Origin of the sequence: Acidovorax bellezanensis (genome assembly GCF_025421555.1) — a bacterium.
Classification (GTDB): domain Bacteria; phylum Pseudomonadota; class Gammaproteobacteria; order Burkholderiales; family Burkholderiaceae_C; genus Comamonas; species Comamonas bellezanensis.
In genome coordinates this window covers 149216-171102 of sequence record NZ_JAODYH010000004.1, presented here as the reverse complement: position 1 = coordinate 171102, position 21887 = coordinate 149216, and the positions used below count along the sequence as shown (strand labels likewise).

24 protein-coding genes are annotated in these 21887 nt (G+C 67.1%); 10 read left to right on the top strand and 14 right to left on the bottom strand.

Features of this window, described 5'->3' with window-relative positions; all coding sequences use genetic code 11:
* Positions 1-238: 238 nt before the first annotated feature.
* From N0K08_RS08990 to N0K08_RS08970, 5 genes are all read right to left on the bottom strand, one after another.
* Positions 239-1228 carry a TauD/TfdA dioxygenase family protein gene (locus tag N0K08_RS08990; protein WP_261499900.1) on the bottom strand — a complete coding sequence of 330 codons (990 nt, stop codon included), beginning with the start codon at positions 1226-1228 and terminating at the stop codon, positions 239-241.
* Positions 1229-1254: 26 nt separating this feature from the next.
* On the bottom strand, positions 1255-2310 hold the full coding sequence (locus tag N0K08_RS08985; RefSeq protein ID WP_261499899.1) for a tripartite tricarboxylate transporter substrate binding protein: 1056 nt from the start codon (positions 2308-2310) through the stop codon (positions 1255-1257).
* A gap of 151 nt (positions 2311-2461) precedes the next feature.
* A complete protein-coding gene (locus N0K08_RS08980; RefSeq protein WP_261499898.1) occupies positions 2462-3667 on the bottom strand; it encodes a multidrug effflux MFS transporter in 1206 nt (401 codons plus the stop codon).
* A complete protein-coding gene (locus tag N0K08_RS08975) occupies positions 3664-4875 on the bottom strand; it encodes an MFS transporter (RefSeq protein WP_261499897.1) in 1212 nt (403 codons plus the stop codon). The genes N0K08_RS08980 and N0K08_RS08975 overlap by 4 nt, the downstream gene beginning before the upstream one ends.
* 73 nt (positions 4876-4948) lie before the next feature.
* The gene (locus tag N0K08_RS08970; protein WP_261499896.1) at positions 4949-5422 is read right to left on the bottom strand and encodes a MarR family winged helix-turn-helix transcriptional regulator; all 474 of its coding nucleotides are present in this window, start codon (positions 5420-5422) and stop codon (positions 4949-4951) included.
* 27 nt (positions 5423-5449) lie between these two features.
* Here N0K08_RS08970 and N0K08_RS08965 point away from each other — a divergent pair, with 27 nt between their 5' ends.
* The 3 genes from N0K08_RS08965 to N0K08_RS08955 all read left to right on the top strand — a co-directional run bounded on the left by N0K08_RS08965 (position 5450) and on the right by N0K08_RS08955 (position 7630).
* Positions 5450-5794 carry a hypothetical protein gene (locus tag N0K08_RS08965; protein WP_261499895.1) on the top strand — a complete coding sequence of 115 codons (345 nt, stop codon included), beginning with the start codon at positions 5450-5452 and terminating at the stop codon, positions 5792-5794.
* Complete coding sequence (locus N0K08_RS08960) at positions 5787-6773, top strand: Bug family tripartite tricarboxylate transporter substrate binding protein (protein ID WP_261499893.1); 987 nt, start codon at positions 5787-5789, stop codon at positions 6771-6773. The genes N0K08_RS08965 and N0K08_RS08960 overlap by 8 nt, the downstream gene beginning before the upstream one ends.
* A gap of 83 nt (positions 6774-6856) precedes the next feature.
* Positions 6857-7630 carry an SDR family NAD(P)-dependent oxidoreductase gene (locus tag N0K08_RS08955; RefSeq protein ID WP_261499891.1) on the top strand — a complete coding sequence of 258 codons (774 nt, stop codon included), beginning with the start codon at positions 6857-6859 and terminating at the stop codon, positions 7628-7630.
* 14 nt (positions 7631-7644) lie between these two features.
* Here N0K08_RS08955 and N0K08_RS08950 read toward each other — a convergent pair whose 3' ends face one another.
* The gene (locus N0K08_RS08950) at positions 7645-8133 is read right to left on the bottom strand and encodes a DUF2721 domain-containing protein (RefSeq protein WP_261499890.1); all 489 of its coding nucleotides are present in this window, start codon (positions 8131-8133) and stop codon (positions 7645-7647) included.
* Positions 8134-8248: 115 nt separating this feature from the next.
* On the bottom strand, positions 8249-9475 hold the full coding sequence (locus tag N0K08_RS08945; protein ID WP_408642924.1) for an MFS transporter: 1227 nt from the start codon (positions 9473-9475) through the stop codon (positions 8249-8251).
* 124 nt (positions 9476-9599) lie between these two features.
* On the opposite strand from N0K08_RS08945, the gene N0K08_RS08940 reads away from it, so the two are divergent.
* Complete coding sequence (locus N0K08_RS08940; RefSeq protein ID WP_261499888.1) at positions 9600-10394, top strand: AraC family transcriptional regulator; 795 nt, start codon at positions 9600-9602, stop codon at positions 10392-10394.
* A 33-nt stretch (positions 10395-10427) separates the two neighbouring features.
* Here N0K08_RS08940 and N0K08_RS08935 read toward each other — a convergent pair whose 3' ends face one another.
* From N0K08_RS08935 to N0K08_RS08920, 4 genes are all read right to left on the bottom strand, one after another.
* Positions 10428-11108 (bottom strand): hypothetical protein, encoded by a 681-nt coding sequence (locus N0K08_RS08935; protein WP_261499886.1) that lies wholly within the window; start codon positions 11106-11108, stop codon positions 10428-10430.
* A 100-nt stretch (positions 11109-11208) separates the two neighbouring features.
* Positions 11209-12135, bottom strand: a complete 927-nt coding sequence (locus N0K08_RS08930; protein WP_261499885.1) for an NAD(P)-dependent oxidoreductase — start codon at positions 12133-12135, stop codon at positions 11209-11211.
* Entirely contained in the window at positions 12132-12818 is a 687-nt protein-coding gene (locus N0K08_RS08925) for an RraA family protein (RefSeq protein WP_261499883.1), read from the bottom strand. Before N0K08_RS08925 ends, N0K08_RS08930 begins: the two co-directional genes overlap by 4 nt.
* A 127-nt stretch (positions 12819-12945) precedes the next feature.
* Positions 12946-13950 carry a Bug family tripartite tricarboxylate transporter substrate binding protein gene (locus N0K08_RS08920; RefSeq protein ID WP_261499881.1) on the bottom strand — a complete coding sequence of 335 codons (1005 nt, stop codon included), beginning with the start codon at positions 13948-13950 and terminating at the stop codon, positions 12946-12948.
* Between the two features lie 122 nt (positions 13951-14072).
* Here N0K08_RS08920 and N0K08_RS08915 point away from each other — a divergent pair, with 122 nt between their 5' ends.
* Complete coding sequence (locus N0K08_RS08915; RefSeq protein ID WP_261499880.1) at positions 14073-14861, top strand: IclR family transcriptional regulator; 789 nt, start codon at positions 14073-14075, stop codon at positions 14859-14861.
* A 12-nt stretch (positions 14862-14873) separates the two neighbouring features.
* Here the strand turns inward: N0K08_RS08915 and N0K08_RS08910 are convergent, their stop codons facing one another.
* Positions 14874-15815 (bottom strand): TerC family protein, encoded by a 942-nt coding sequence (locus N0K08_RS08910; RefSeq protein WP_261500476.1) that lies wholly within the window; start codon positions 15813-15815, stop codon positions 14874-14876.
* 67 nt (positions 15816-15882) lie between these two features.
* Complete coding sequence (locus N0K08_RS08905) at positions 15883-16389, bottom strand: universal stress protein (protein WP_261499878.1); 507 nt, start codon at positions 16387-16389, stop codon at positions 15883-15885.
* Between the two features lie 120 nt (positions 16390-16509).
* On the opposite strand from N0K08_RS08905, the gene nhaR reads away from it, so the two are divergent.
* Both nhaR and N0K08_RS08895 read left to right on the top strand, forming a co-directional pair.
* Positions 16510-17430 carry a transcriptional activator NhaR gene (gene nhaR, locus N0K08_RS08900; protein ID WP_261499876.1) on the top strand — a complete coding sequence of 307 codons (921 nt, stop codon included), beginning with the start codon at positions 16510-16512 and terminating at the stop codon, positions 17428-17430.
* Between the two features lie 60 nt (positions 17431-17490).
* Positions 17491-17964: a GNAT family N-acetyltransferase gene (locus N0K08_RS08895; protein ID WP_261499874.1), complete on the top strand. Its 474-nt coding sequence runs from the start codon at positions 17491-17493 to the stop codon at positions 17962-17964.
* A gap of 21 nt (positions 17965-17985) precedes the next feature.
* On the opposite strand, the gene N0K08_RS08890 is transcribed toward N0K08_RS08895, so the two are convergent.
* A complete protein-coding gene (locus N0K08_RS08890; protein WP_261499872.1) occupies positions 17986-18885 on the bottom strand; it encodes a LysR family transcriptional regulator in 900 nt (299 codons plus the stop codon).
* 119 nt (positions 18886-19004) lie between these two features.
* Between N0K08_RS08890 and N0K08_RS08885 the strand changes: the two genes are divergently transcribed.
* Genes N0K08_RS08885 through N0K08_RS08875 form a run of 3 tightly spaced genes read left to right on the top strand, consistent with a single transcriptional unit; the run spans position 19005 to position 21854 of the window.
* Positions 19005-20015: a Bug family tripartite tricarboxylate transporter substrate binding protein gene (locus tag N0K08_RS08885; RefSeq protein WP_261499871.1), complete on the top strand. Its 1011-nt coding sequence runs from the start codon at positions 19005-19007 to the stop codon at positions 20013-20015.
* A gap of 23 nt (positions 20016-20038) precedes the next feature.
* Positions 20039-21412: a lyase family protein gene (locus N0K08_RS08880; RefSeq protein ID WP_261499869.1), complete on the top strand. Its 1374-nt coding sequence runs from the start codon at positions 20039-20041 to the stop codon at positions 21410-21412.
* Complete coding sequence (locus tag N0K08_RS08875) at positions 21396-21854, top strand: carboxymuconolactone decarboxylase family protein (protein WP_261499868.1); 459 nt, start codon at positions 21396-21398, stop codon at positions 21852-21854. Before N0K08_RS08880 ends, N0K08_RS08875 begins: the two co-directional genes overlap by 17 nt.
* Positions 21855-21887 lie beyond the last annotated feature (33 nt).

Below are 21887 nucleotides of genomic sequence, written 5' to 3'. Positions count from 1 at the left end.
GCTTCTGCCTTGGAGGTAGCGCTTGCGCATCATCCGGCGCGAGCTTTTCCAGACCCAGGAAGCCGAGTGCCTGGAGCTGGCGTGCCAAAGCCTCCGGCTGGCTGTGGTCGGCCCATGGTTCGCCGACTGCGGGGGGCGGGTGGTTGTGGTTCACTCATAGGCACCTCTGCCCACCCACTCTATCGCCGCCCGTAGCCCTGCCAAGCCCTGTTGCCGCCGCGGAACAGCTGCGGCCAGCTCAATAGGCCGCGCCGTGCGCCGCCAGCACCGGATTGCCGGAAATCGCCGTGGACGCGCGCCCATCGGCGCCCACGGGCACTGCGCCGACCAGCGTGCTGCGGTAGAGCTGGCGGTCGAATTCCAGCGCGAAGATGTCTTGCGGCGCGACATGGGCCGTGGAGCGGTTGTCCCAGAACGCGATGGAGCCGGGCGCCCATTGGAAGCGCACGGTGAAGTCGCTGCGCACGGCATGCTCCCACAGGAACTCCAGCAGCACGCGGGATTCGCGCGTGTGCAGGCCGGTGATGGTTTTCAGAAAGCCCGGGCTGATGTAGAGCACTTGCTCGCCGGTTTCGGGGTGCACGGTCACCAGCGGGTGTTCGCTGACCAGGGTGTTCTGCTGCACCAGCGCCAGGTACTCGGCCGTGGCGTTGGCGCCTTGCGGCGGGCTGAAACGGTGCTCGCCGCGCAGGCTTTGCAAGAAGGCCTGCAGCGGCGCCGACAGGGCTTGGTAGGCGGCGGCCAGGTTGGTCCATTGCGTGTCGCCGCCATAGGGCGGAATGGTCACGCCGCGCAGGATGGATGCCGCCGGCGGGTTGTGCGCGGCCGTGACATCGGCATGCCAGCCCGTCCAGGGACGGCGCTCGGGTTCGTTGCCGTAGCGGTTGGCCTGGCGGTGCTTGGCGATGGAGTACAGCGCGGGGTGGCCTTCGACATGGCCGAACACCGGGTGGCCCACGGTCAGCTCGCCAAACTGGCGCGAGAAGGCCTCGTGCTGGCTGTGGGACAGGTGCTGGTCGCGGAAAAACACCACTTTCCAGCGCAGCAGCGCACTGCGCAGCGTATGGATTTCGGTGGCCGACAGGGGCCGGCCCAGGTCGACGCCGGCTATCAAGGCGCCGATGTGGGCGGACTGGGGCGCGACGCTGACGTGGGGCGTGGCGGCTTGCGCGGCCTGCAGTTGTTCATCCAGGCGTTGCAGCGGAGCGTGGGGCAGGGGCATGTTCATGGGGGTCTCCGGGGAAGGTGGGGCGGTCAGCGGGCGGCGGCCACGCGCTGCGGGCGGGTGGGCAGCAGGCCCAGTCTGGCGAGCAGGCCATGGCTGCGTTCGACCTGCTGCTGCAAGGCGCGGGCCGTGTCTTCGGGGCCGAGGAACCAGGGCTCCCACTGGTTCACCGCAACGAAGTTCTTCCATTCGCGGGTTTGCGACACGCGGCGCAGCGCATCGACCCAGAAAGCCTGCTGCGCGGCGCTGGCACCGGGCACGGTCATCACGCCCTGGAAGGAGTCGCTGACGTAGTCGATGCCTTGCTCTTTCCAGGTCGGGGCCTGGGCAAAAGCGCCGGCCAGGCGCTGGTCGGCGGCAATCGCCAGCACGCGCACGCGGCCCGATTGCAGATAGGGCAGCAGATTGGGCGTGGTCGCCGAGACCACATCCAGGTGGCCGCCGACCAGGGCCGTCATGGACTCGGCCGACGACTTGTAAGGCACGATGCGCAGCTGCTGCACGTCCACGCCGCCTTGCTGCAGCGGTTGGGCCGCGCCCAGGTGGATGTGGTTGCCCAGCGTGGTGGCGATGCCGATGGAATACTTGCCCGGATCCTGGCGCAGCTGGGCGATCAGGTCCTGGGCGTTGCGCAGCGGAGAGTCGGCGCGCACCACGACGACGACGAATTCGCGAAACAGCGTCACCAGGGGCGTGGCCTTTTGCAGGTGGGCGGGCAGGGCGTCCTGTGCCAGGCTGTTGCCGTAGCTGGTGCTGAGCGTCATCAGCGTGTGCGCATCGCCGGGGTGGCGGTGCAGGCCTTCGAGCGCGACGATGGAGTGCGCGCCGGATTTGTTGCTGACCACGAAGCCCGGCGTCAGTCCGTCACGCGCCAGCAGTTCGGTGAGCTTGCGCGCGGCCACGTCGAGCGCCGCACCCGCGCCGCTGGGCACGATGAACTCGGGCGCCTTGGCGGGCTTCCAGGCGGGGGCCGTGGCTTGCGCGACCACCGGCCCGGCGGCCAACGCCGCGCAGCAGGCCATGGCCATCGCGGCCAGCCTGGCGGTGAGCGAGCGTGGGAAAGCGGGGCGGGGGCGGACAAGCATGGAACAACTCCTGGAATCTTCGCCATGGCGCGGGGATGGCATGGCGTGGATTCACTGTAGAAGTTGTGCTGCAGCGCAACAACGAAGCTTTTCGCATGAGTACATGCGAAAAAAAATCCTGGGAGTGATCCCAGGATTGCAGAGGGGCGGGCTACTTCTTCGCGTGCTGCCCATGCGCGTGGGCGAAGCGGAAACTGCTCAAGGCCAGGGCCGTGACGCAGATCTGCGTCACCGCGCAGGCAATCACGGGGTCGTCGCCATAACCGACCAGCAGCGTGCCGATGGCGCCCATGGCCATCTGGCCGAAACCGTAGAAGCCGGCGGCCGATCCGACCAGATTGGGCATCACCGACAAGGCGCTGCCTAAAGCGGCGGGACTGGCAAAGCCGGCGCCGAAAGTCATGATCACGGTGATGGCCATCAGCCGGCCCGGCGTGAGCCAGTCCAGCAGATAGACGGCCAGCAGCGTGCCGGCCATGACCAGTCCCAGGCCCGCGCCTATCAGCAGAAAATACTGGGCCGGCCAGCGGTTGGACAGCCGGCGCGTGAGAAACGTGCCCAGGCTGGCGCCGACGATGGTGCTGGCCGCAAACCAGCCGGTGGCGCTGATCGGCAGCCCCATCTGCCCATGGACGATGTAGGGCACCGAGGCCAGATAGGGGTAGACCGCCGAAGTGATGCAGGCGCCGCCCAGCATGTAGCCGGCAAACCCGGGATTCGAAATCAGCTGTGCGTAGTCGCGCGCGATGAAGCCCAGTTTCAAGGGCCGCAGCCGGGCATTGGTTTCGGGCAGCAGCCGGTAGGTGAAGAGCAGCATGGCGCTGCCAATGGCCACCAGGAAAACGTAGATCGAGCGCCAGCCGAAGTGCTCGGCGAGGTAGGCGCCGACAATCGGCGCCAGGCCCGGGCCCACCAGGGTCAGCAGGTTGAGCAGCGCCAGGTCCTTGGTCACGCGCGACGGATGGGCCGTATCGCGCACGATGGCGCGGCCCAGCGTGATGCCGGCCGCGCCGCCCAGGGCCTGCAGCAGCCGCGCGGCCACCAGCCACTCGATGCTGGGCGCGAACAAGGCCATCACCCCGGCGCAAAAGTAGATGGACAGCCCCAGCAGCAAGGCCGGGCGCCGGCCCAGGGCGTCGGACACCGGGCCGTAGATCAGTTGCCCCAGCGCCAGGCCGATGATGTACAGCGTGATCGTCTGCTGCATGCTGGCGGCCGAGGCCCCCAGGGCCTCGCCGGCCACGGGCAGGGCCGGCACGAAGATGTGCATGGCCATGGTGCCGCTGAGCGTGACCAGGACCAGCAGCCAGAGCGGCACCTGCAGCGCAGTGCCGTTGGTGGGAGCTGACAGTTTCATGATGGTTTCAGGGCGGAGCGCATGCGGGGGTGGCGACGGAAGAACACGGCGGCCGTGACGCCCAGCACGATGACGAACGAGGAGAACAGGCGCACCGCCGCGGCCATGCCCCAGTGGTCGGCAATCCAGCCCATGCCCATGATGGGCACCATGCTGCCGATGTAGCCGATCACCAGATAGGTGGACAGCAGTCCCGAGCGGTTGCTGGGCGTGGCAATGCGGTTGACCATGCTCATGCCGGCCAGCATGCTCATGCCATGGCCCATGGCCGTGAACAGCAGCCCCAGGGCAAACAGCGTGGCCGAGCCGGCCCACAGATTGATCATCAGCAAGGCATTGCTCATGACCAGGCCCAGCAGGCCGAAAAAGCCGCACCAGTGGGTAGGCATGCGCCCGGCCAGGATCTGGGTGCCGGCCGAGCCCAGCAGGATCAAGGCAATGGCCGTGCCGCTGACCACGGGGCCATGCCAGGGCACGAGCTTGTCCAGGAACAAGGGCGACATGGCGGCGTACAGGCCGAAGACGCCAAAGGCCAGGAAGGGCAGGCTGCTGGTCAGCGCAAACGCCATGGAGGAGTCGGCAGCGGGCCAGGTCAGCTTGGGCAGCACGTCGCTGGGGCGCAGCGGCGCCGCATTCCTGGGCGTGGCGCTGTCAGGCAACTCCAGGCGCGACAAGGCCAGCAAGCCCAGGGCGGCCAGCACCAAGGTCGGCACATAGGTGGTCACCAGCGGATAGGGCGCCCATTGGCCGATGATGCCGCCGACCAGCGGCCCCACGCCGAAACCGAAGGCGATCAGAAAGCCGCTCATCATGGCCACGCGCTGCACATTGCCCGGGGGTGACAGCTTGGCCAGGCCCAGCGTGGCGCTGGTGGTGACCATGCTCGAGGCCACGCCGACAATCAGGCGCCCCACGCTCAGGCTGGTGACGTTCCAGGCGATCAGGCTGATGAAGGTGCCGGTCATCGCCAGGACCAGGCCGCATTGCATCACCGGGCGAAAGCCCACGCGGTCCGGCAAGCGTCCCAGAAACAGCAAGGTGGTCAGTGCGCCGCCCATGTAAATCACGTAAATATGCGAGATGTCGCTGGCCTGCAGATTCCAGGCCTCTTTGTACAACGCATACAAAGGACTGATGAGGGCCGTCCCCATCACGCCGACAATCATGGCAAAACTCACCCAGGCAAAGGGCGATGCTTTCAATTTCATTTTTGAACCGTATTTTTGGCGGGCCTGACAGGAGAAAACCAGCCGGGTCCTTGTTTTTCAATTGATTGGCGTATCAAAGCGTGGTGAAACGCGTGGAAATCTTTTCCAGCACCCGGCGCGTCACATCCTGCTCCTGCGTCGTCAGGTCGGCGAGTATGGCCTGTTCGATTTCCAGGCTCTTGACCAGGATCAGGGCGGCGGTCTCGCGCCCGCGGGCCGTGAGCGCAATGCATTTGGTGCGCCGGTCGGCAGGGTCGCACTCCCAGTCGACCAGTTGGGCCTGACGCAGCTGCGCCAGCACCCGCACCAGCGACGAGCTTTCCAGGGACAAGGCGTCGGCCAGGTCTTTCTGGCGCAAGGCCGCGCCATGCGTATACAGTGCGAGCAAGGGCGCGCGCGTGGCGTCCGAGAGACCCAGGTCCTTGAAACTCAGGTCCACCTGGCGGCGCCACTGGCGGAACACCCGCCCGAGCAACAGCCCGAAACGCGAACGCGCCTGGTCCAGCCCAGGCACGGTCACTGGATTCTCTGCGAAATTAGTTTGCATGCAAAGTATTTTGACACGGGTATACCCTTGGGTCGGCCCGCTGCGTCAAAAAACCCTGTTGCAAAGTCTGGCGATGTCGCCGAATCCGGCGATTCTTGCAGTACAGATCTGCGATTTTCGGCATACCGGATTCAGCCCGGCTCACTAAAATTTGAGCACTCCCTTGCAGAATATTTTTCTGAATGGGGAGCGCCATTCACCGCGGATTATGAGCGATTGGCAATGAAGGTGGATTATCCGTGGCTTGCAATTATTGAATTTTATTTTGATATTGCTGGCGCAGTGGATATGCGGTGCGGGCAGGGGCGTTTTTGCGCTTCTCCGGGTATTTCGATTTTCCAAAAAATACAAGCAGGAGACAGGTATGAATAACACGTGGATTAATCGCCGCAGCGTATTGATGGGCAGCTTGTTGCTGGGCGCGGGCGTCAAGGCCCAGGCGAATGGGGACAGTTGGCCGGCGCGGCCTATCCGCATCGTGGTCGCGGGCTCGGCCGGCGCCGGCGGCGATATCTTTGCCCGCCTGATTGCCGCGCCCTTGCAGGAAATCCTCAAGCAGCCCGTGGTGGTCGACCCCAAGCCCGGCGCCAACGGGCTGATCGCCTGCGACGCCGTGGCCAAGGCACCGGGCGATGGCTATACCTTGCTGTTCGCGCCGTCTTCGGCCATTCTCATCAACCCGGTGATCCACGCCAAGCTGCCCTACAACACGGAAAAAGACCTGACGCCCGTCATCCAGGTGGGCGCCGCGGGCATCTTGCTGGTGGCCAATCCCGCGACCGGCTTCAAGAACCTGGCCGACATGGTGGCCTATGCCAAGGCCCATCCGGGCAAGCTGGCCTATGGCTCCTGGGGCAATGGCTCGTCGGGCCACCTGACCATGGAAGGCATCAAGGCCCACTACGGCCTGGACATGCCCCATGTGCCCTACAAGGCGCTGTCGACAGAAGTCTCGGACCTGCTGGGCAACAACATCAGCGTGGCCTTCACCGACATTGCCTCGCCCATCCCGCACATGCGCAGCGGCAAGCTGGTGGCCTTGGGCACCACGGGTTCGCAGCGCTGGCCGGCGACGCAGGACGTGGCCAGTCTGACCGAGCAGGGCTACCGCTTCGACGCCGACGGCTGGTATGGCGTGTTTGCGCCGGCCAGCACGCCGCGCAAAATCATCGACACCCTCAACGAGGAACTCAACCGCGTGCAGAAAATGCCCGAGGTGCGCCAGAAGATCGAAGGCCAGAACATGAGTGTTCCCGTGGGCCGCAGCGCCCGCCAGTTCGCCGAGTCGATCAAGGCCGACGCCGTCATCTGGCAGGGCCTGGCGAAGACCACCAATCTCAAGGACAAGTAAGCGCCTTTTGGCACCGCTGCGGCGCACGGCGCGCGGCGGTCTTTTCATGCACTCCGCCTCCTGCGGATCGGATTCTTCACTCCATGCACACTTCCCACACATTCGCCCCCACGGCCTTGCAAGGCAAGGTCGCCGTGGTCACGGGCGCCAGCGGCGGCCTGGGCCTGGCCATCAGCGAGCAGCTGCACGCCATGGGCGCCCAGGTGGTCCAGGTCGACATCAGCTATGCGGCCACGCCCACCGAGGCCGGCGGCATGCTGGCCGTGCACTGCGACATTGCCGACCCCGCATCCATCACCGCCATGGCCGATCTGGTGCGCGCGCGTTTCGGCGGCTGCGACGTGCTGGTGAACAACGCCGCCATCAGTGCCGCGCCCGTGGGGCTGGAGGATTTCCCCACGGCGCTATGGGACCGCATGCTGCAGGTCAACCTGCGCGGCGCGCTGCTGTGCGCACAGGCCCTGGTGCCGGAGATGTTCGCCAAGCAGGCCGGCAGCATCGTCAATGTGGCGTCGATTGCCGCCCAGGTCGCCACCCAGGTCGGGGCCTACGGGGCCTCCAAGGCCGGGCTGCTGGCGCTGACCCGGCAGATGGCGGTGGAATGGGGGCCGCGCGGTCTGCGCGCCAACGCCGTGAGCCCGGGCATGATTCGCACGCCCCTGTCGGAAGTGCATTACCGCGACGAGGCCAAGCTGCACAGCCGCACGTCCAAGATTCCCGCGCGGCGCATAGGCCGGCCCGCGGACATCGCGCACATGGTGGCCTTTTTTGCCAGCGACGCCTCGGCCTATGTCAACGGCCAGGACATCGTGGTCGATGGCGGCTTTTTGCCAGCGTCGCTGAGCAATCTGTACTGAGCGCAAGCGCAGGGCTAGCGCAGGGAGTCCACATGCCGCGCGGCCGCCTTGGCCTGGCTCAGCGTGTGAAAGTCCAGAATGCGTGTCGCCATGATGGTTTCCCAGAGAAAGCAGCACAGCGCGGAGACAAAGGCCAGGACTCCCAGCAGGAAGCTCACCACGGCATAGCGGTGGTCGCTGATGCCGAAGGCTTCGCCGACGAACAACAGCACGATGGTCAGGCCTATGCACAGGCCGCACATGGTCAGCAGGCCGATGGCCACATTGGCCAGGCGCCCGCGTCCGCGCAGAAAGTGCAGTTCCTTGAGGTGGCGGCCGATCAGTTCATGGTCGGTGGCCGTGCGCAGCGCTTCTTCGAGCACGCGTGCGCGGTCGATGATGCGCGCCAGGCGGGTGGCCACCGAGCCTATCATTCCGGCCACGGCCGTCAGAAAGAACACGGGGGCCAGGGCCAGCTGGATGCTGTGGGTGACGGTCTGGGGGTCCAGGGACCAGATGGTCATGGGGTCCTTCAATCAGGTCGTGGGGCAATGCTTAGCGCCGCAGCATAACCTGTCTTGGGACGAAAAAAGAGGCCGGCCGCGGCCAGCCTCCATCTCTCTGAGCGGGCCGCCCGGGTCAGGCCCGGCGCACGCTCTTGGGCAGCAGGATGGCCGCGATGCCCAGCAAAGGCAGGAAGGCGATGGCCTGGTAGACGAAAGTGATGCTGGTGCGGTCCGCGAGCAGACCCAGCACCGCGGCGCCCAGACCGCCCATGCCGAAAGCGAAGCCGAAGAACAGGCCCGAGACCATGCCCACCTTGCCGGGCATCAATTCCTGGGCATAGACCAGGATGGCCGAGAAGGCCGAGGACAGCACCAGTCCGATGACGATGGTCAGCGTGGTCGTCCAGAACAGATTGGCATGGGGCAGCAGCAGCGCGAACGGCGCGGCGCCCAGGATGGACACCCAGATCACCGGCTTGCGGCCGATGCGGTCGCCGATCGGGCCGCCCAGCACCGTGCCTATGGCCGAAGCGAACAGGAAGAAGAACAGGTGCAGCTGCGCGTTCTGCACCGTCAGGCCGAAACGCTCTATCAGGTAGAAGGTGTAGAAGCTGCTGATGCCGGCGACATAGAAGTACTTGGAGAAAATCAGCACCAGCAGCACCGCGATGGCGCTCATCACCACCTTGCGCGGGTAGGGCGCGACGGCGGTCGAGGCCTTGCGGCCCGCGGTGGCCGTCTGGTGCTGGGCATACCAGCGGCTGACCTTGAGCAGCAGGGCAATGCCGGCCAGCGCGGCCAGACCGAACCAGGCGACGCTGCGCTGGCCGAAAGGCACGATCACGGCCGCGGCGAGCAGCGGGCCTATGGCCGTGCCGGTGTTGCCGCCCACCTGGAAGATCGACTGGGCAAAGCCATGCTGGCCGCCCGAGGCCAGGCGTGCGATGCGCGAAGCTTCGGGGTGGAAGATGGACGAGCCTATGCCCACGAAAGCGGCGGCCAGCAGCACGAAGCCGAAGCTGGGCGCGAAGGCCAGCAGCATCAGGCCGATCAGCGTGGACAGCATGCCGAAAGGCAGGGAGTAGGGCAGCGGGCGGCGGTCGGTGAACAGGCCCACCAGGGGCTGCAGCAGCGAGGCCGTCAGCTGGTAGGTCAGCGTGATCAGGCCGATCTGGCCGAAGCTCAGCGAGAACTCGCCTTTGAGAATCGGGTACATCGCCAGGATCAGCGACTGCATCATGTCGTTGACCATGTGCGCGCTGCTGATGGAGCCCAGGATGCCCAGGGCCGGCTTGGGCTTGGCTGGGGGCGGGGCGGCGGGGACGCTGCTGGCGTCCATGGCGGCGGCTGAAGTCGTCATAGGAATGGATTCGCTGTGAAATGGACAAGGCCTGCCGTGCGAAATGCAGGGGCCGGCCATAATTATCGAAAATGCCGTAACGCCTGTCTCGCGCTAATCAACCACAAACCATCGCAAAACGGACATGGAGCCATCCCGCCAACCCAAGGCCTTGAGCGAAGCGCTCCAGGAGATCGAGCAAGCCACGTCGCCCGTCGTCGGCCGGGCCACCGATTACCCGGCCGGCTGGCTTATTCCGCCGCACGCGCACAACAAGCACCAGCTGCTGTATGCCGTGCGCGGCGTGATGGTGGTGCAGACCGATGCCGGCCGCTGGGTGGTGCCGCCCACGCGCGCCATCTGGATGCGCGCCGGCATGACGCATGCCCTGCGCTGCGTCGGTGAAGTGCATATGCGCAGCCTGCTGGTGGCGGTCGACGCCGCGCCGCAGTTGCTGAACGTCACCCAGGCCGTGGGCATCTCGCCGCTGCTGCGCGAACTGGTGCGCGCGGCCATGGAAGTGCGCCAGCCCTATGTGGCCGGCACGCGCGACGGCCGCGTCATGCGGCTGATCCTGGACGAGTTGCGCGCCTTGCCCGTGCTGCCCCTGCACTTGCAGATGCCGACCGATGCGCGGCTGCTGCAGATCTGCGAGCGGCTGCAGCAGCGCCTGGATGACGCTTCGACCATGGCCGACTGGGCGCGGCATCTGGCGGTGGACGTGAAGACCATACAGCGCCTGTTTGTGAAACAGACCGGACTGACCTTCGGCCAATGGCGCCAGCAGGCCCGGCTGCTGCGCGCGCTGGAGCTGCTGGCGACGGGCGAGAAAGTCATAGACGTGGCGCTGGCCCTGGGCTACGACAGTCCCAGCGCTTTCGCCACCATGTTCCGCAAGCAGTTCGACCAGACGCCCAGCCAGTTCTTCGCAGGCAGCTGAGGGGGGCGCTTCAGGCCCCCACTCTCATCTCGCTCAGTTGGCCGCGAAGCAGTACATCAGGCCCGCGCTGCCGCTCATCTTGAGCTGGTCGACGCTGCAGCCGCGCGTGCCGTGCGACGAGTTCCACGACGCGTTGGCGACCGGGTCGGGGTTGGTGCCCTTGTGGTCGTGGTGGCCCACGATGGCGGAGCCGCCATCGCTGCGCGTCCAATTGCCGCAGGTGGTGTCCTTGCCCGGATCGGGCACGGCCAGGGTGCCGTCGGGGCGCGAGCCGGTGAGGATGTCGTGGCGGTTGACGGGATCACCGAAACCGGAGACGACCTCGCCCTTTTCCGTCAGCGAAGTCTCCTTGCCGAGCTTGGCGTTGGCGCTGTGCAGGTCGGCCACGCTGGTGGCAACGACGACGCCCTTGGCATTGGTCCAGGGGCCGCGGCCGATGCGGTCGCGCGCATTGACCGCTGGCTGTCCGTTCATGGCGGCGTTGCTCAGGTAGGCGCGCCAGGTTTTATGGCCCGCGCCGACGCTGCTGGCCAGCGACTGGCAGAAGCGGTCGGCGCCTTCCAGGCCGCCGAGGTCGCCGCCCTTGCCGGGGTTGACGCTGGTGATGAAGAAACCCATGGGATTGCCGCTCGACGACCCCATGGCGCTGCAACCAGCGATCAGGGCGACGGTTGCAGCGGCGATGCTGGCGGAAAGAACGAAACGACGTGGCATCGGAAGACTCCTGGGCACTATGGGAACCCGTAGGCTACCGCAAGCTGGTGCCAGCGTGCAATCCAGGCCAGCCCCAGGCAGGGGCCGTACCCCGGGCCTGTCAGGCCGCCGCCGGCGCGCGCTCCAGCACCTGCAACAGGTTCTGGGCCGCGCCCACGCCCATGTTGACGTAGGCATCGCTGGTCACGCCGCCGATGTGCGGGCTCAGCACGAAGTTCTTTTCGCCCTGGAACGGGTGGCCGGCGCTCATGGGCTCCACCGCGAAGCTGTCCAGGCCGGCGGCCATCACCTGGCCCGAGCGCACGGCGGCCAGCAGCGCGGCTTCGTCGATCAGGCCGCCGCGCGCGGTGTTCACCACGATCACGCCGCGCTTGCATTGCGCCAGCGTGGCGGCGTTGAGCAGGCCGCGGTTGTCGTCGGTCAGCGGGCAGTGCAGCGAGAGGGCATCGGACTCGCGCCACAGCGTGTCCAGGTCCACGGGCGTGATGTAGTCCGGCAAGTCCTTGGCATAGGGGTCGAAGCCGAGCACGCGCATGCCCATGGCATCGGCCATCTTGGCGAAACGCCGGCCGATGGCCCCCAGGCCCAGCAGGCCTATGCTGCGCCCGCCCAGCTCCAGGCTCTTGTGCGTGGCCTTGTCCCAGTGGCCGGCGTGCATGCGCGCATCGAGCGGAACGACGGACTTGGCGCAGGCCAGCAGCAGGGCCAGGGCCTGTTCGGCCACGGCCGCGGCATTGGCGCCGACGGCGGCCACGACTTCAATGCCGCGCGCCTTTGCCGCGATCTTGTCTATGGTGTCGGTGCCGCTGCCGTGCTTGGAGATGACTTTGAGCGACGGCGCGGCGTCCATCACGGCCGGGCCGACCTTGCCGTAGCGCACGATGATGGCGACCGGGTCGTGCCGGCCGCTGAGCGCGACCAGATCGTCCTCGGTTGGCGCCTTGCCCGCGTAGACGATGTCGAAGTCCCGCAGCAGCTCCAGGGCCTGGGGCGCGAGGTCGGCGCCGGTGACGAGGATGCTGCTCACAGTGTTTCCCCTTCCTTGAGCACGCCGGCGGCGCGCAGGGCGGCGGGCAGCCATTTCGAGGCCGTATCGCCGCGCGCGATGGCGGCGAGGCGCGCGGCTTCGTCGGCGACTTTCTTGTCGGCCAGGGCCAACATGGCGGGCGCTTTTTCACGCTCTATGACCACCACGCCGTCGGCATCGCCCACGATCAGGTCGCCGGGGTTGACTGTCGCGCCCCCTGCGCTGATCGGGTGGTTGATGCGGCCGGGCACGTACTTGGTCGGGCCGGCGGGATTGAAGCCGGCGCTGAACACGGGAAAGTCCAGGTCCAGCAGTTCGAGCTTGTCGCGGATGGCGGCGTCGACGATCACGCCGCCCAGGCGCAGCTTCTTGCAGGCGCTGAGCATCAGCGTGCCCATCAGCGCGGCGGTCTGGTCGCCCTTGCCGTCGATGACCAGGATGTCGCCGGGCTGGGCCAGGGCGATGGCCGCGTGGATCATCAGGTTGTCGCCGGGGCGCACTTCCACGGTGAAGGCCGGGCCGGCCAGTTGCATGTTCTGCTGCACGGGAGCGATGCGGCTGTGCATGGTGCCGCGCCGGCCGGCGACGTCGGCCAGGATGGCGGCCTGGAAGGTGGCGGCCTTTTGCACGACTTCGGCGCTCACGCGGGGAATGTCACGGATGATTTCAGGAAGCTGGCTCATGGTGGGGCACTCGAGTAGGTAGGAGAAAACGGGGGGTGCAGGCGTGGCGAAGCGCTCGCCGCGCGGTGTGCAGGGCGATGGCAGGGGGCTATTCCCCAGGGGAAAGCGGCGTCAGCCGCTGGCGCTCTCAGTCCAGGCCGGCGCCCGAGTCCTTGACGATCTTGGCCCAGCGCGGCACTTCGGCCTTGAGCAGGCTGGCGAACTCAGCGGCGCTGCCGCCCAGCACGTCGCCGCCTTCGCCGCGCAGCTTTTCCGCCACGTCAGGCTGCTGCAGGGCCGCGTTGACGGCCTTGTTCAGCTGGCCGACGATGGCCGCGGGCGTGCCGGCCGGGGCCAGCAGGCCGAACCAGGTGATGGTTTCGAAGTTCTTGTAGCCGGATTCGGCCAGCGTGGGCGTCTGCGGCAACTGGGTGGAGCGCTGCTTGGACGTGACCATGATGGGCTGGAGCTTGCCGGTGCGCACTTGGCCGATCAAGGTCGGAATGGCCGACATGTAGAGGTCGATCTGGCCGCCCAGCAGGTCGGTCATGGCCTGGGATGCGCCCTTGTAAGGCACGTGGCGCAGCTTGATGCCGGCCGCGTTCTGGGCCAGCTCGCCGGCCAGGTGGGCCACCGTGCCGTTGCCGGAAAAGCCCAGCGTGATGCCGTCCGGATTGGCCTTGGCCGCGGCCACCACGTCGGCGAAGGTCTTGTAGGGCGACTTGGCGGACGCGACCATGACGATGGGCGCGGAGGTCACCAGGGCCACGGGGGCCAGGTCCTTGATCGGGTCGTAAGGCAGCTTGGCGTACAGCGATGGGTTGATCGCCAGGTTGCTGGTCTGGCCCATCACCAGGGTGTAGCCGTCGGGCGCGGCCTTGGCCGCTGCATCCACGCCCAGGTTGCCGCCGGCGCCTGGACGGTTATCGATGACCACCGTCCACTTGTTTTGGTCGGCGAGCTTTTGCGCCACGGTGCGGGCGATGAAGTCGGTGCCGCCGCCGGGCGGGAAAGGCACGACGAGGCGGATGGGTTTGTTGGGGAAGCCGGGCTGGGCCATGGCACCGGCCACGGGCAAGGCCGCCGCCACCACGCCCAGCAGGGCAGCGCACAGGCGTGCGGACAGAAAGCGTGAACGTGTCGAGAAAGGCATGGAATTGTCTCCGTTGATTTTTTGAATTCGCTACCCCGGTCTAGGCCTTGGCAGTGGACGTGACTTTATGAAAACGTTTCAACCAATACAATGCCATTTCGTACAATGAAACACATGCCACCATGAGCAACTCCCAAGAACGCCCATCCGATGCCCCCGCGGAGGCGGTATCGGCACCTGCCGGTGCGGCACCGGCCGGCGGCGTGATCGCCGTGACGCGGGCGCTGCAATTGCTCGAAGCCTATGCGCTGGGCGAATCCCATTTGTCATTGGCCGAGCTCAGCCGCCGTTGCAAGCTGCACAAGACCACGGTGCTGCGCCTGGCGCGCACCCTGGCGCAGTCGCGCTACATGGTGCAGCGTGAAGACGGCGACTGGCGCCTGGGCCCGGCGGCGGGCTGGCTGGGCGCGCGCTACCAGGCGGGTTTCGATGTGCAGAACGTGCTCGAGCCGGCCTTGCGCGCGCTCACCCTGGCCAGCGGCGAAAGCGCGGCATTCTATGTGCGCGAAGGCAATGTGCGCACCTGCCTGGTGCGCGTGGAAGGCCCACAGGCCTTGCGCCACCATGCGCGCATGGGCGAAGGCCTGCCGCTGGACCATGGCTCGCCGGGTCGCGTGATCCTGGCGTTTTCGGGGGAGCCCGGCGAAATCTACGAGCAGATCCGCCAGCGCGGCTTCCACTGGTCCATAGGCGAGCGCGAGCAGGGCGTGGCCACGGTCTCGGCCCCGGTGTTCGGCATGCACTGGCGGCTGCTGGGCTCGGTGTGCATTTCCGGCCCGGCCTCGCGCCTGCCCCAGGCCAAGCTCGAAGCCCTGGCGCAGACCGTGGTCGCGGCGGCCAACCAGCTGTCCTATGCGCTGGCCGGCAATTCGGCGACGGTGGCGCCGCGGGCGAGTTTCTGGCATCCCTGAGGCCGGCGCCGTTCATGACGCGCGCCTGGACGGTTTGCGCTCCGTTCGCTTCAAGCTCAGGAGCACGGACGTCAGAATGACCGCGCCGACGACCAGCAGCGACCACTGCACCGGCATATGGAACCAGGGCATGGCCAGCATCTTGCCGCCGATGAAGACCAGCACCAGGGCCAGGCCGTACTTGAGCAGGTGAAAGCGCTCGGCCATGTCGGCCAGCAGAAAATACAGCGCCCGCAAGCCCATGATGGCGAAGATATTGGACGTGAAGACGATGAAGGGATCGGTGGTGACGGCGAAGATGGCCGGGATGCTGTCGACGGCAAAGACCAGGTCGCTGGCTTCTATCATCACCAGCACCAGGAACATGGGCGTCGCATGGCGCAGACCGTCGAGGCGCACGAAGAAGGCCTCGCCATGAAACGCCGGAGTCAGGCGCAGGTGCCCGCGCAGCCAGCCCAGGACGGGGTTCCTCGCCAGGTCGGGCTGGCTGTCGGCCATGACCAGCATCTTGATGCCGGTCACGACCAGGAACAGGCCGAACAGGTAGAGCACCCAGGAGAATTCCGACACCAGCCAGACGCCGCCCAGGATCAGGCCGGCACGCATGACGATCGCGCCCAGCACGCCGTACAGCAGCACGCGGCGCTGCAATTCCGGCGGGACGGCGAAGAACCTGAAGATCAGCACGAAGATGAACATGTTGTCGATCGACAAGGTCTGCTCGATCAGGTAGCCGGTCAGGAACTCCACTGCCTTGCCGTTCGCCGTCGCGCGGCCGGCCGTGCCGTCCAGGTAGAACCACAGCAGGGTACCGAAGGCGAGGGCCAGGCCCATCCAGGCCACCACCCAGCCCGAGGCCTCCCTGACCGAGACCCGGTGGGCCTTGCGTCCGCCGAGCACGAACAGGTCCAGGGCCAGCATGGCCAGCACGAAGGCGACGAAGCCGGCCCACATGGGGGCGGTGGCGAAGGATTCGACAGGGTTCACGGCGCAGCGGTCTGTGCGGTCTATCGGTGTCGCCTCAGTTGGCGGCCATCCACAGCGCGACCAGGCCGGCGCCTACGCCAGCGGGAATGCCCACGCGCTCGAGCTTGGAGGCTGCTTCCCCGGCAATCACTTCCACGGGCACGGTGGTGCGCGCTATCACCTGGTTGGTGACCGAGTCCTCGACCCAGCGCACCAGTGAACTCTTGCGCGCGGTGCTCATCACGATGGCATCGCAATGCAGGCGCCGGGCCGCCGCCACGATGCAATCGGCCTTGTCGCCGACTTCCGTATGCATGGTGAAGGGAATGCCGGAATGCTCCAGTATCTGCCGGGCCGGGGCCAGCGCTTTTTCAGCTTCCTCCTGGTGGAACTCCATGCGAGCGCTGTGGCTGCTGAAGTTGCAGACATGCTGGGAGAAGGGGGCCTGCACGTTGATCAGGTGCACCTCGAGGTCCGGGTGCTTGGCGAACTCGTTGACGACGTGAAGCAAGCCGCATTGCGCACTGGCCGAGCCATCGAAGGGGATGAGGACTCTTGACATGGTGTTCACTCCTTGGGGTCGAGCGCATTGAGAGGGAGACAGTGCCAAGTTAAGGGTCTTGCAGCAGCTTGTAAATCCGAAAAATATGGGTGCATCATTCGAAAAAACCGGATGCTTGGTATGAACTACAAACATCTCCTCTACTTCAGGCAGGTGGCAAAGTGCGGCAGCGTGGCGCGGGCCAGCGAACAGTTGCACCTGACGCCGCAGACCATCAGCGGCCAGATCCAACTGCTCGAAGAGGCTTTGGGCAGCCCGCTGTTCGCCAAGAGCGGGCGCGGGCTGGTGCTGACCGAGACCGGTCGCCTGGTGCTGGGCTATGCCGAGGAGATCTTCTCGCTGGGCGCTGAAGTCGAGGAGGCGGTGCGCGAACAGCCGACCAAGGGCCGCATGCTGGAGTTCCGGGTCGGCGTGGCGGATGCGGTGCCCAAATCCATCGCCTACCGGCTGATCGCGCCGGCCACCCAGTTGCCCGAGCCGGTGCGCATCGTCTGCCGCGAATGGAAGCTCGACAACCTGCTGGCGGAGCTGGCCCTGTTCCGGCTCGATCTGGTGATTTCGGACTCGCCTATTCCCCCATCCGTCAGCGTGCGCGCTTTCAGCCACCGGCTGGGCGCTTCGGGCGTGAGCTTCTTCGCCACGCCCGCCTTGCGCGAGCGCTGCAGCGGGGAGTTTCCGCGTTGCCTGGACGGCGCTCCACTGCTGCTGCCGTCCGAGGACTCGGCGGTGGGGCAGCGCCTGCGGGCCTGGTTCCTGGCGCACTCCCTGCACCCGCGCGTCGTCGGCGAGTTCGACGACAGCGCCCTGGCCAAGGAGTTCGGTCGCAACGGCGCGGGCATCTTCGTCGGCCCCACGGTGCTCTCGCACTCGATAGAGAAGCAATGCGGCGTCAAGACGCTGGGCGCCACGGTCGAAGTGCTGGACGAATTCTTCGCCATCTCGGTCGAGCGGCGCATCACCCATCCCTGCGTCGCGGCGATCACGCAGGCGGCGCGCAATGCCTTGTTTGCCGTGTCGGTCAAGGGTTCCGCAGGGCGGTGATCTCGGGCGGTTTTTTCTCCTGCGCCAAGGGCGGGCTGCTGCCTGCGGTACGCTTTCGCGATGACCGAGATCAAACCCGCATGTTTCCCGCAAGACCTGGAGCGCGTTGTCGCCATTTTTCGGGAATATATCGTCAGTCCCAGCGTCAGCCTGGACTTTCAGGACTACGAGCGAGAGTTCGCATCGCTGCCGGGAAAGTACGCCGCCCCGCAAGGCCGCCTGCTGCTGGCGTGGAAAGACGGGGTCGTCGTCGGCTGTGCGGCGTTGCGCCAAGTGGATGAGCGTACCTGTGAAATGAAGCGGGTCTTCATTCGAGCCACTGCGCGCGGCGAAGGTCTGGGTCGCCGGCTGATTGAAGGTATTCTCGCCGAGGCAAGGGAAGCGGGCTACGCGCGCATCTGCCTGGACGTACTGCCCGAGTTCACGGCTGCGCAAGCCATCTATGCGTCATTGGGGTTTCGACCAGCCCCAGCTGTGGCGGTCAACCCCGTTGCCGGCACGAAATTCCTGGGGCTGGACCTGTTCCCGGCGTGATCCGCGGTGGCTTCCACGGCCTCATCCATCGGCCTGGCATTGGCGCGCGCAGTCGAGCAGGCTGCGCACCCAGCGGATGCGCGGTGAGGTGTTGAGCCACAGCAGGCCCAGCGCTCGGTTGGAACTGGCGGGGCTGCCATGGCCTGGGGGCAGCGGCGGCAAGGCCAGGGCGCTGACGGCGCGCTGGCGCGTGAGCGCCTGGCCTATGTCCGGCACCAGGCCCACGCCCAGGCCTTGCTCGACCATCATGGCCACGGCGAGCACCGAGTTGAGCTCCATCCGTTCCCGGGGCGCGATGCCCTGGGCCTGGAGGTAGCGGTCGGCGAGCTTGCCGCCCGCGAGCTGGCGGTCGTAGCGCACCAGCGGGCGGCTGCGCAGCAACTGCAGCGGGTCCTGCCCGGCATCGTCGGCGGGCACCAGCAGCACCAGCGGTTCCTCGCGCAGCGCGGCCCAGCAGACGGTCTTGGGCAGATCGAACGAGGGCTTGAGGCACAGGGCCGCGTCCAGCGTGGATTGGGCCAGGGCGGTGTAGAGCTCGGGGGTAGTGGCGACACGCACGCTGACCCGCACGCTGTCGTGCCGGGCGATGAAGGCGCGCATGACTTCGGGCAGGAAGCCATGCAAGGCGGTGTTCACCGTGCCCAGCCGCAGTTCGCCGCCATCCGTATCGCTGGCCACCCATTCGCGCAGGCTGTCGCAGTCCTGCACCAGCTGCTGTCCGCGCTCGAACAGGCGTTCTCCGGCGGCGGTGGGGCGCACGCTGCGGCCGTGGCGCACCAGCAGGGCCACGCCCAGCGTCTGCTCCAGCACGCGCATTTGCTGGGCCACGGCGGCCGGGCTGATGTCGAGCTGGCGGGCGGCTTCGGACATGGAGCCGCTCAGCACGACCTTCAAGAAATTCTGGATGTATTTGGTGTCCATCTCGCACATTTTCTTTCATTACATGAAAGCCCCAGGCACTTGGACAGGCGCCTGGGCTCGCCGACACTGTCGCCGGGCCCGCGGCTTGCCGGGGCACTGCCTACAACAAGGAGACTTTGATGCCATTCATCCACGCCAATGCTTTTTCCACCCTGTCTCGCCGCGCCTGGTTGCGCTCGGCCATGGCCGCCACCGCAGTGGCGGCGCTGCCGGCATGGGCCCAGGAGCGGGGCAAAAGCACCGCCCGCCTGGTCGTGCCTTTTGCGCCGGGTGGCGGCAATGATGTGTTTGCGCGGCAGATGACCCACGGCCTGACGGAAATGTTCGGCTACAACATGGTCGTGGAGAACAAGGCCGGCGCGGGCGGCAATCTGGGCACGGAAATGGTGGTGCGCGCCTCGCCCCAGAGCGAGACCTATCTGCTGGGCCATACCGGCACCGTGTCCATCAATCCCGTGCTCTACAAGGGCCTCAAATTCAATGCCGCCACCGACTTGCAGCCGGTGGCCATGTTCGCGTCCTCGGCGCTGCTGCTGGTGGTGCCGGCGACGTCGCCCATCCAGTCGGTGGAGCAACTGGTGCAGGCCTTGCGCAGCCGGGGCGCCCAGATGAACTACGCCTCCAGCGGATCGGGCACGGGCGGCCATCTGACGGGCGCGATGCTGGCCCACCTGCTGGGCGTGCAGGCCACCCATGTGCCTTACAAAGGCACGGCACCCTCCTTGACGGATGTGGCCGGGGGCCTGGTGGACTTCAGTTTCAGCGTGATTCCCGCGGCCCAGGCCCTGGTCAAGGCCGGCAAGCTGCGCGCCCTGGCGGTGAGCGGTGACAAGCGCCATGCCCAGCTGCCCGGCGTGCCGACGGTGGCCGAGTCCGGCGTGCCCGAGCTGGCGCAGTTTGAAAGTTCGCTGACCTATGGTCTGCTGGCGCCCAAGGGGGCATCGGCCGCGCAGGTGAAAAAACTGGCCGATGAAGTACTGCAGGTCGCTGCCCTGCCGGCGTTCCAGTCCCGTTTGGGCGTGGAAGGGGCCGTGCCCATGCTGGGAAATTCCCGCGCCTACGCCCGCAAGATCCAGCAGGAGAGCGCCAAATGGGAGGCCGTGATCAAGGCCTCGGGCGCTTCGGTCTAGTCGGGCCGCTTGCCATGTCCTTGATGCACGATTATTTGCGCCCGCTGGATGCGGACACGCTGTTCACCGATGCGCAGTGGCTGGCGGCCATGCTGGGCTTCGAGTCCGCACTGGCCCAGGCCCAGGCCGAATGCGGCGTGATTCCGCAGGCGGCCGCCGAGGCCATCGCCCAGGCTTGCGCCGTCGTACAGGTCGACCGCGAGGCCCTGGTGGCGCGCGCGCGCTGCAGCGGCGCCATGGGCCTGGCCGTGCTGCAGCCGCTGCAGCAATGGCTGCGCGCCCACCGGCCCGAAGGCCTGGACTGGCTGCACTGGGGCTCGACCACCCAGGACGTGGTGGACACGGCCCAGGCGCTGCTGACGCGCGCCGCCCTGCAAGCCTTGCTGGCCGAGCTGGCGGGGCTGCAGGAGTGTCTGACGGACCTGGCCCGGCGCCACGCCGCCACGCCCATGCTGGCGCGCAGCCTGCTGCAGCCGGCCCAGGTGACGAGTTTTGGCTTCAAGTGCGCGCAGTCCGCCGCCGCCTTGCAGCGCTGCCGTGCGCAATTGCAGGCCCAGGCCGCGCAGGCGCTGTGCGTGCAGCTCGGCGGTGCGGTCGGCAACCGCGCTGTCCTGGGCCCGACCGCGGCCGCCGTGGAGCAGGCACTGGCGCGCCGGTTGGGTCTGCAGGCCTGCGGCTACAGCTGGCATACGCAGCGCGATGCCTGGCTGCGCCTGGCCATGGAAGTGGCGGTCTGCGGCGGCAGCCTGGCCAAGTTGGCCAAGGACTGGTCGCTGATGATGCAGTACGAAGTCGGCGAGCTGTACGAAGCGCCGCGCGGCAGCACTTCCAGCGCCATGCCGCACAAGCGCAATCCGGTGCACTGCATGCAGGCCGTGGCGCAAACCCAGCCCGTGCCGCAGTTGGCCGCGACCTTGCTGGCCTGCATGGCCCAGGCCCATGAGCGCGGCCTGGGAGAGTGGCAGGCCGAAGTCGCGCATGGGGCCAGCCTGTGGCGCCACGTGCATGCCGCCGCCGCCGCCTTGCGCAGCGCGGCCCAGGGCCTGCAGGTGGATACGGCACGCATGCAAGCCCATATCGATGGCCTCCAAGGCGTGGTGTATTCCGAAGCGCTGAGCCAGACGCTGGCCCCGCTGCTGGGCAAGCCGGGCGCGCAGGCCGCCGTGGCCGAATGCGCGGCCCAGGCTTTGCAGCAGGCCCAACCGCTGCAGCTGCTGCTTGAGCGCTGGCTGCGGCGGCAGGGAATGCCTGTCGACGCCGCGCTGGAAAGCGCATTGGCCGCGGCCGCCAACCCGCGGCTGGCCGTGCAGTCTTCGGCGCAGGCCTGCGGCGATCTACTGGCCCGAACGGCCGCATCTGCATCACTGAAGGAAAACGACCATGCCCTCCACCCCTGAAGACAGCCTGCAGCAAGGGCTGCGCAACCGCCGCCAGGTGCTGGGCGCGGACTGGGTCGCCCAGTCCGTGGACAACGCCAACAGCCTGAACGTCGAGTTCCAGCGCATGATCACCCGCTATGCCTGGGACGGCATCTGGAGCCGCCCGGGCCTGGAGCGCCGCACGCGCCGCATCATGGTGCTGGCCATCACCGCGTCCATGGGGCGTTGGGAAGAGTTCGAGCTGCACATCCGCACGGGCTTGCTGGCCGACCCCGCCGATCCCGACGCCGCGGCGCTGGACCTGCCCACCATCCAGGAAGTGCTGCTGCAGACCGCCGTCTATGCGGGCGTGCCCGCGGGCAATACCGGCATGGCCGTGGTGATGAAAGTCCTGCGCGAGCTGGACCGCCTGCCGCCCAAGGTGGATTTCTTCGCGCCGGCGGCGGGCTCGGCGCCCTGAGGCGGGGCAGGCGTTGAGCGCTGCCCGTGACGA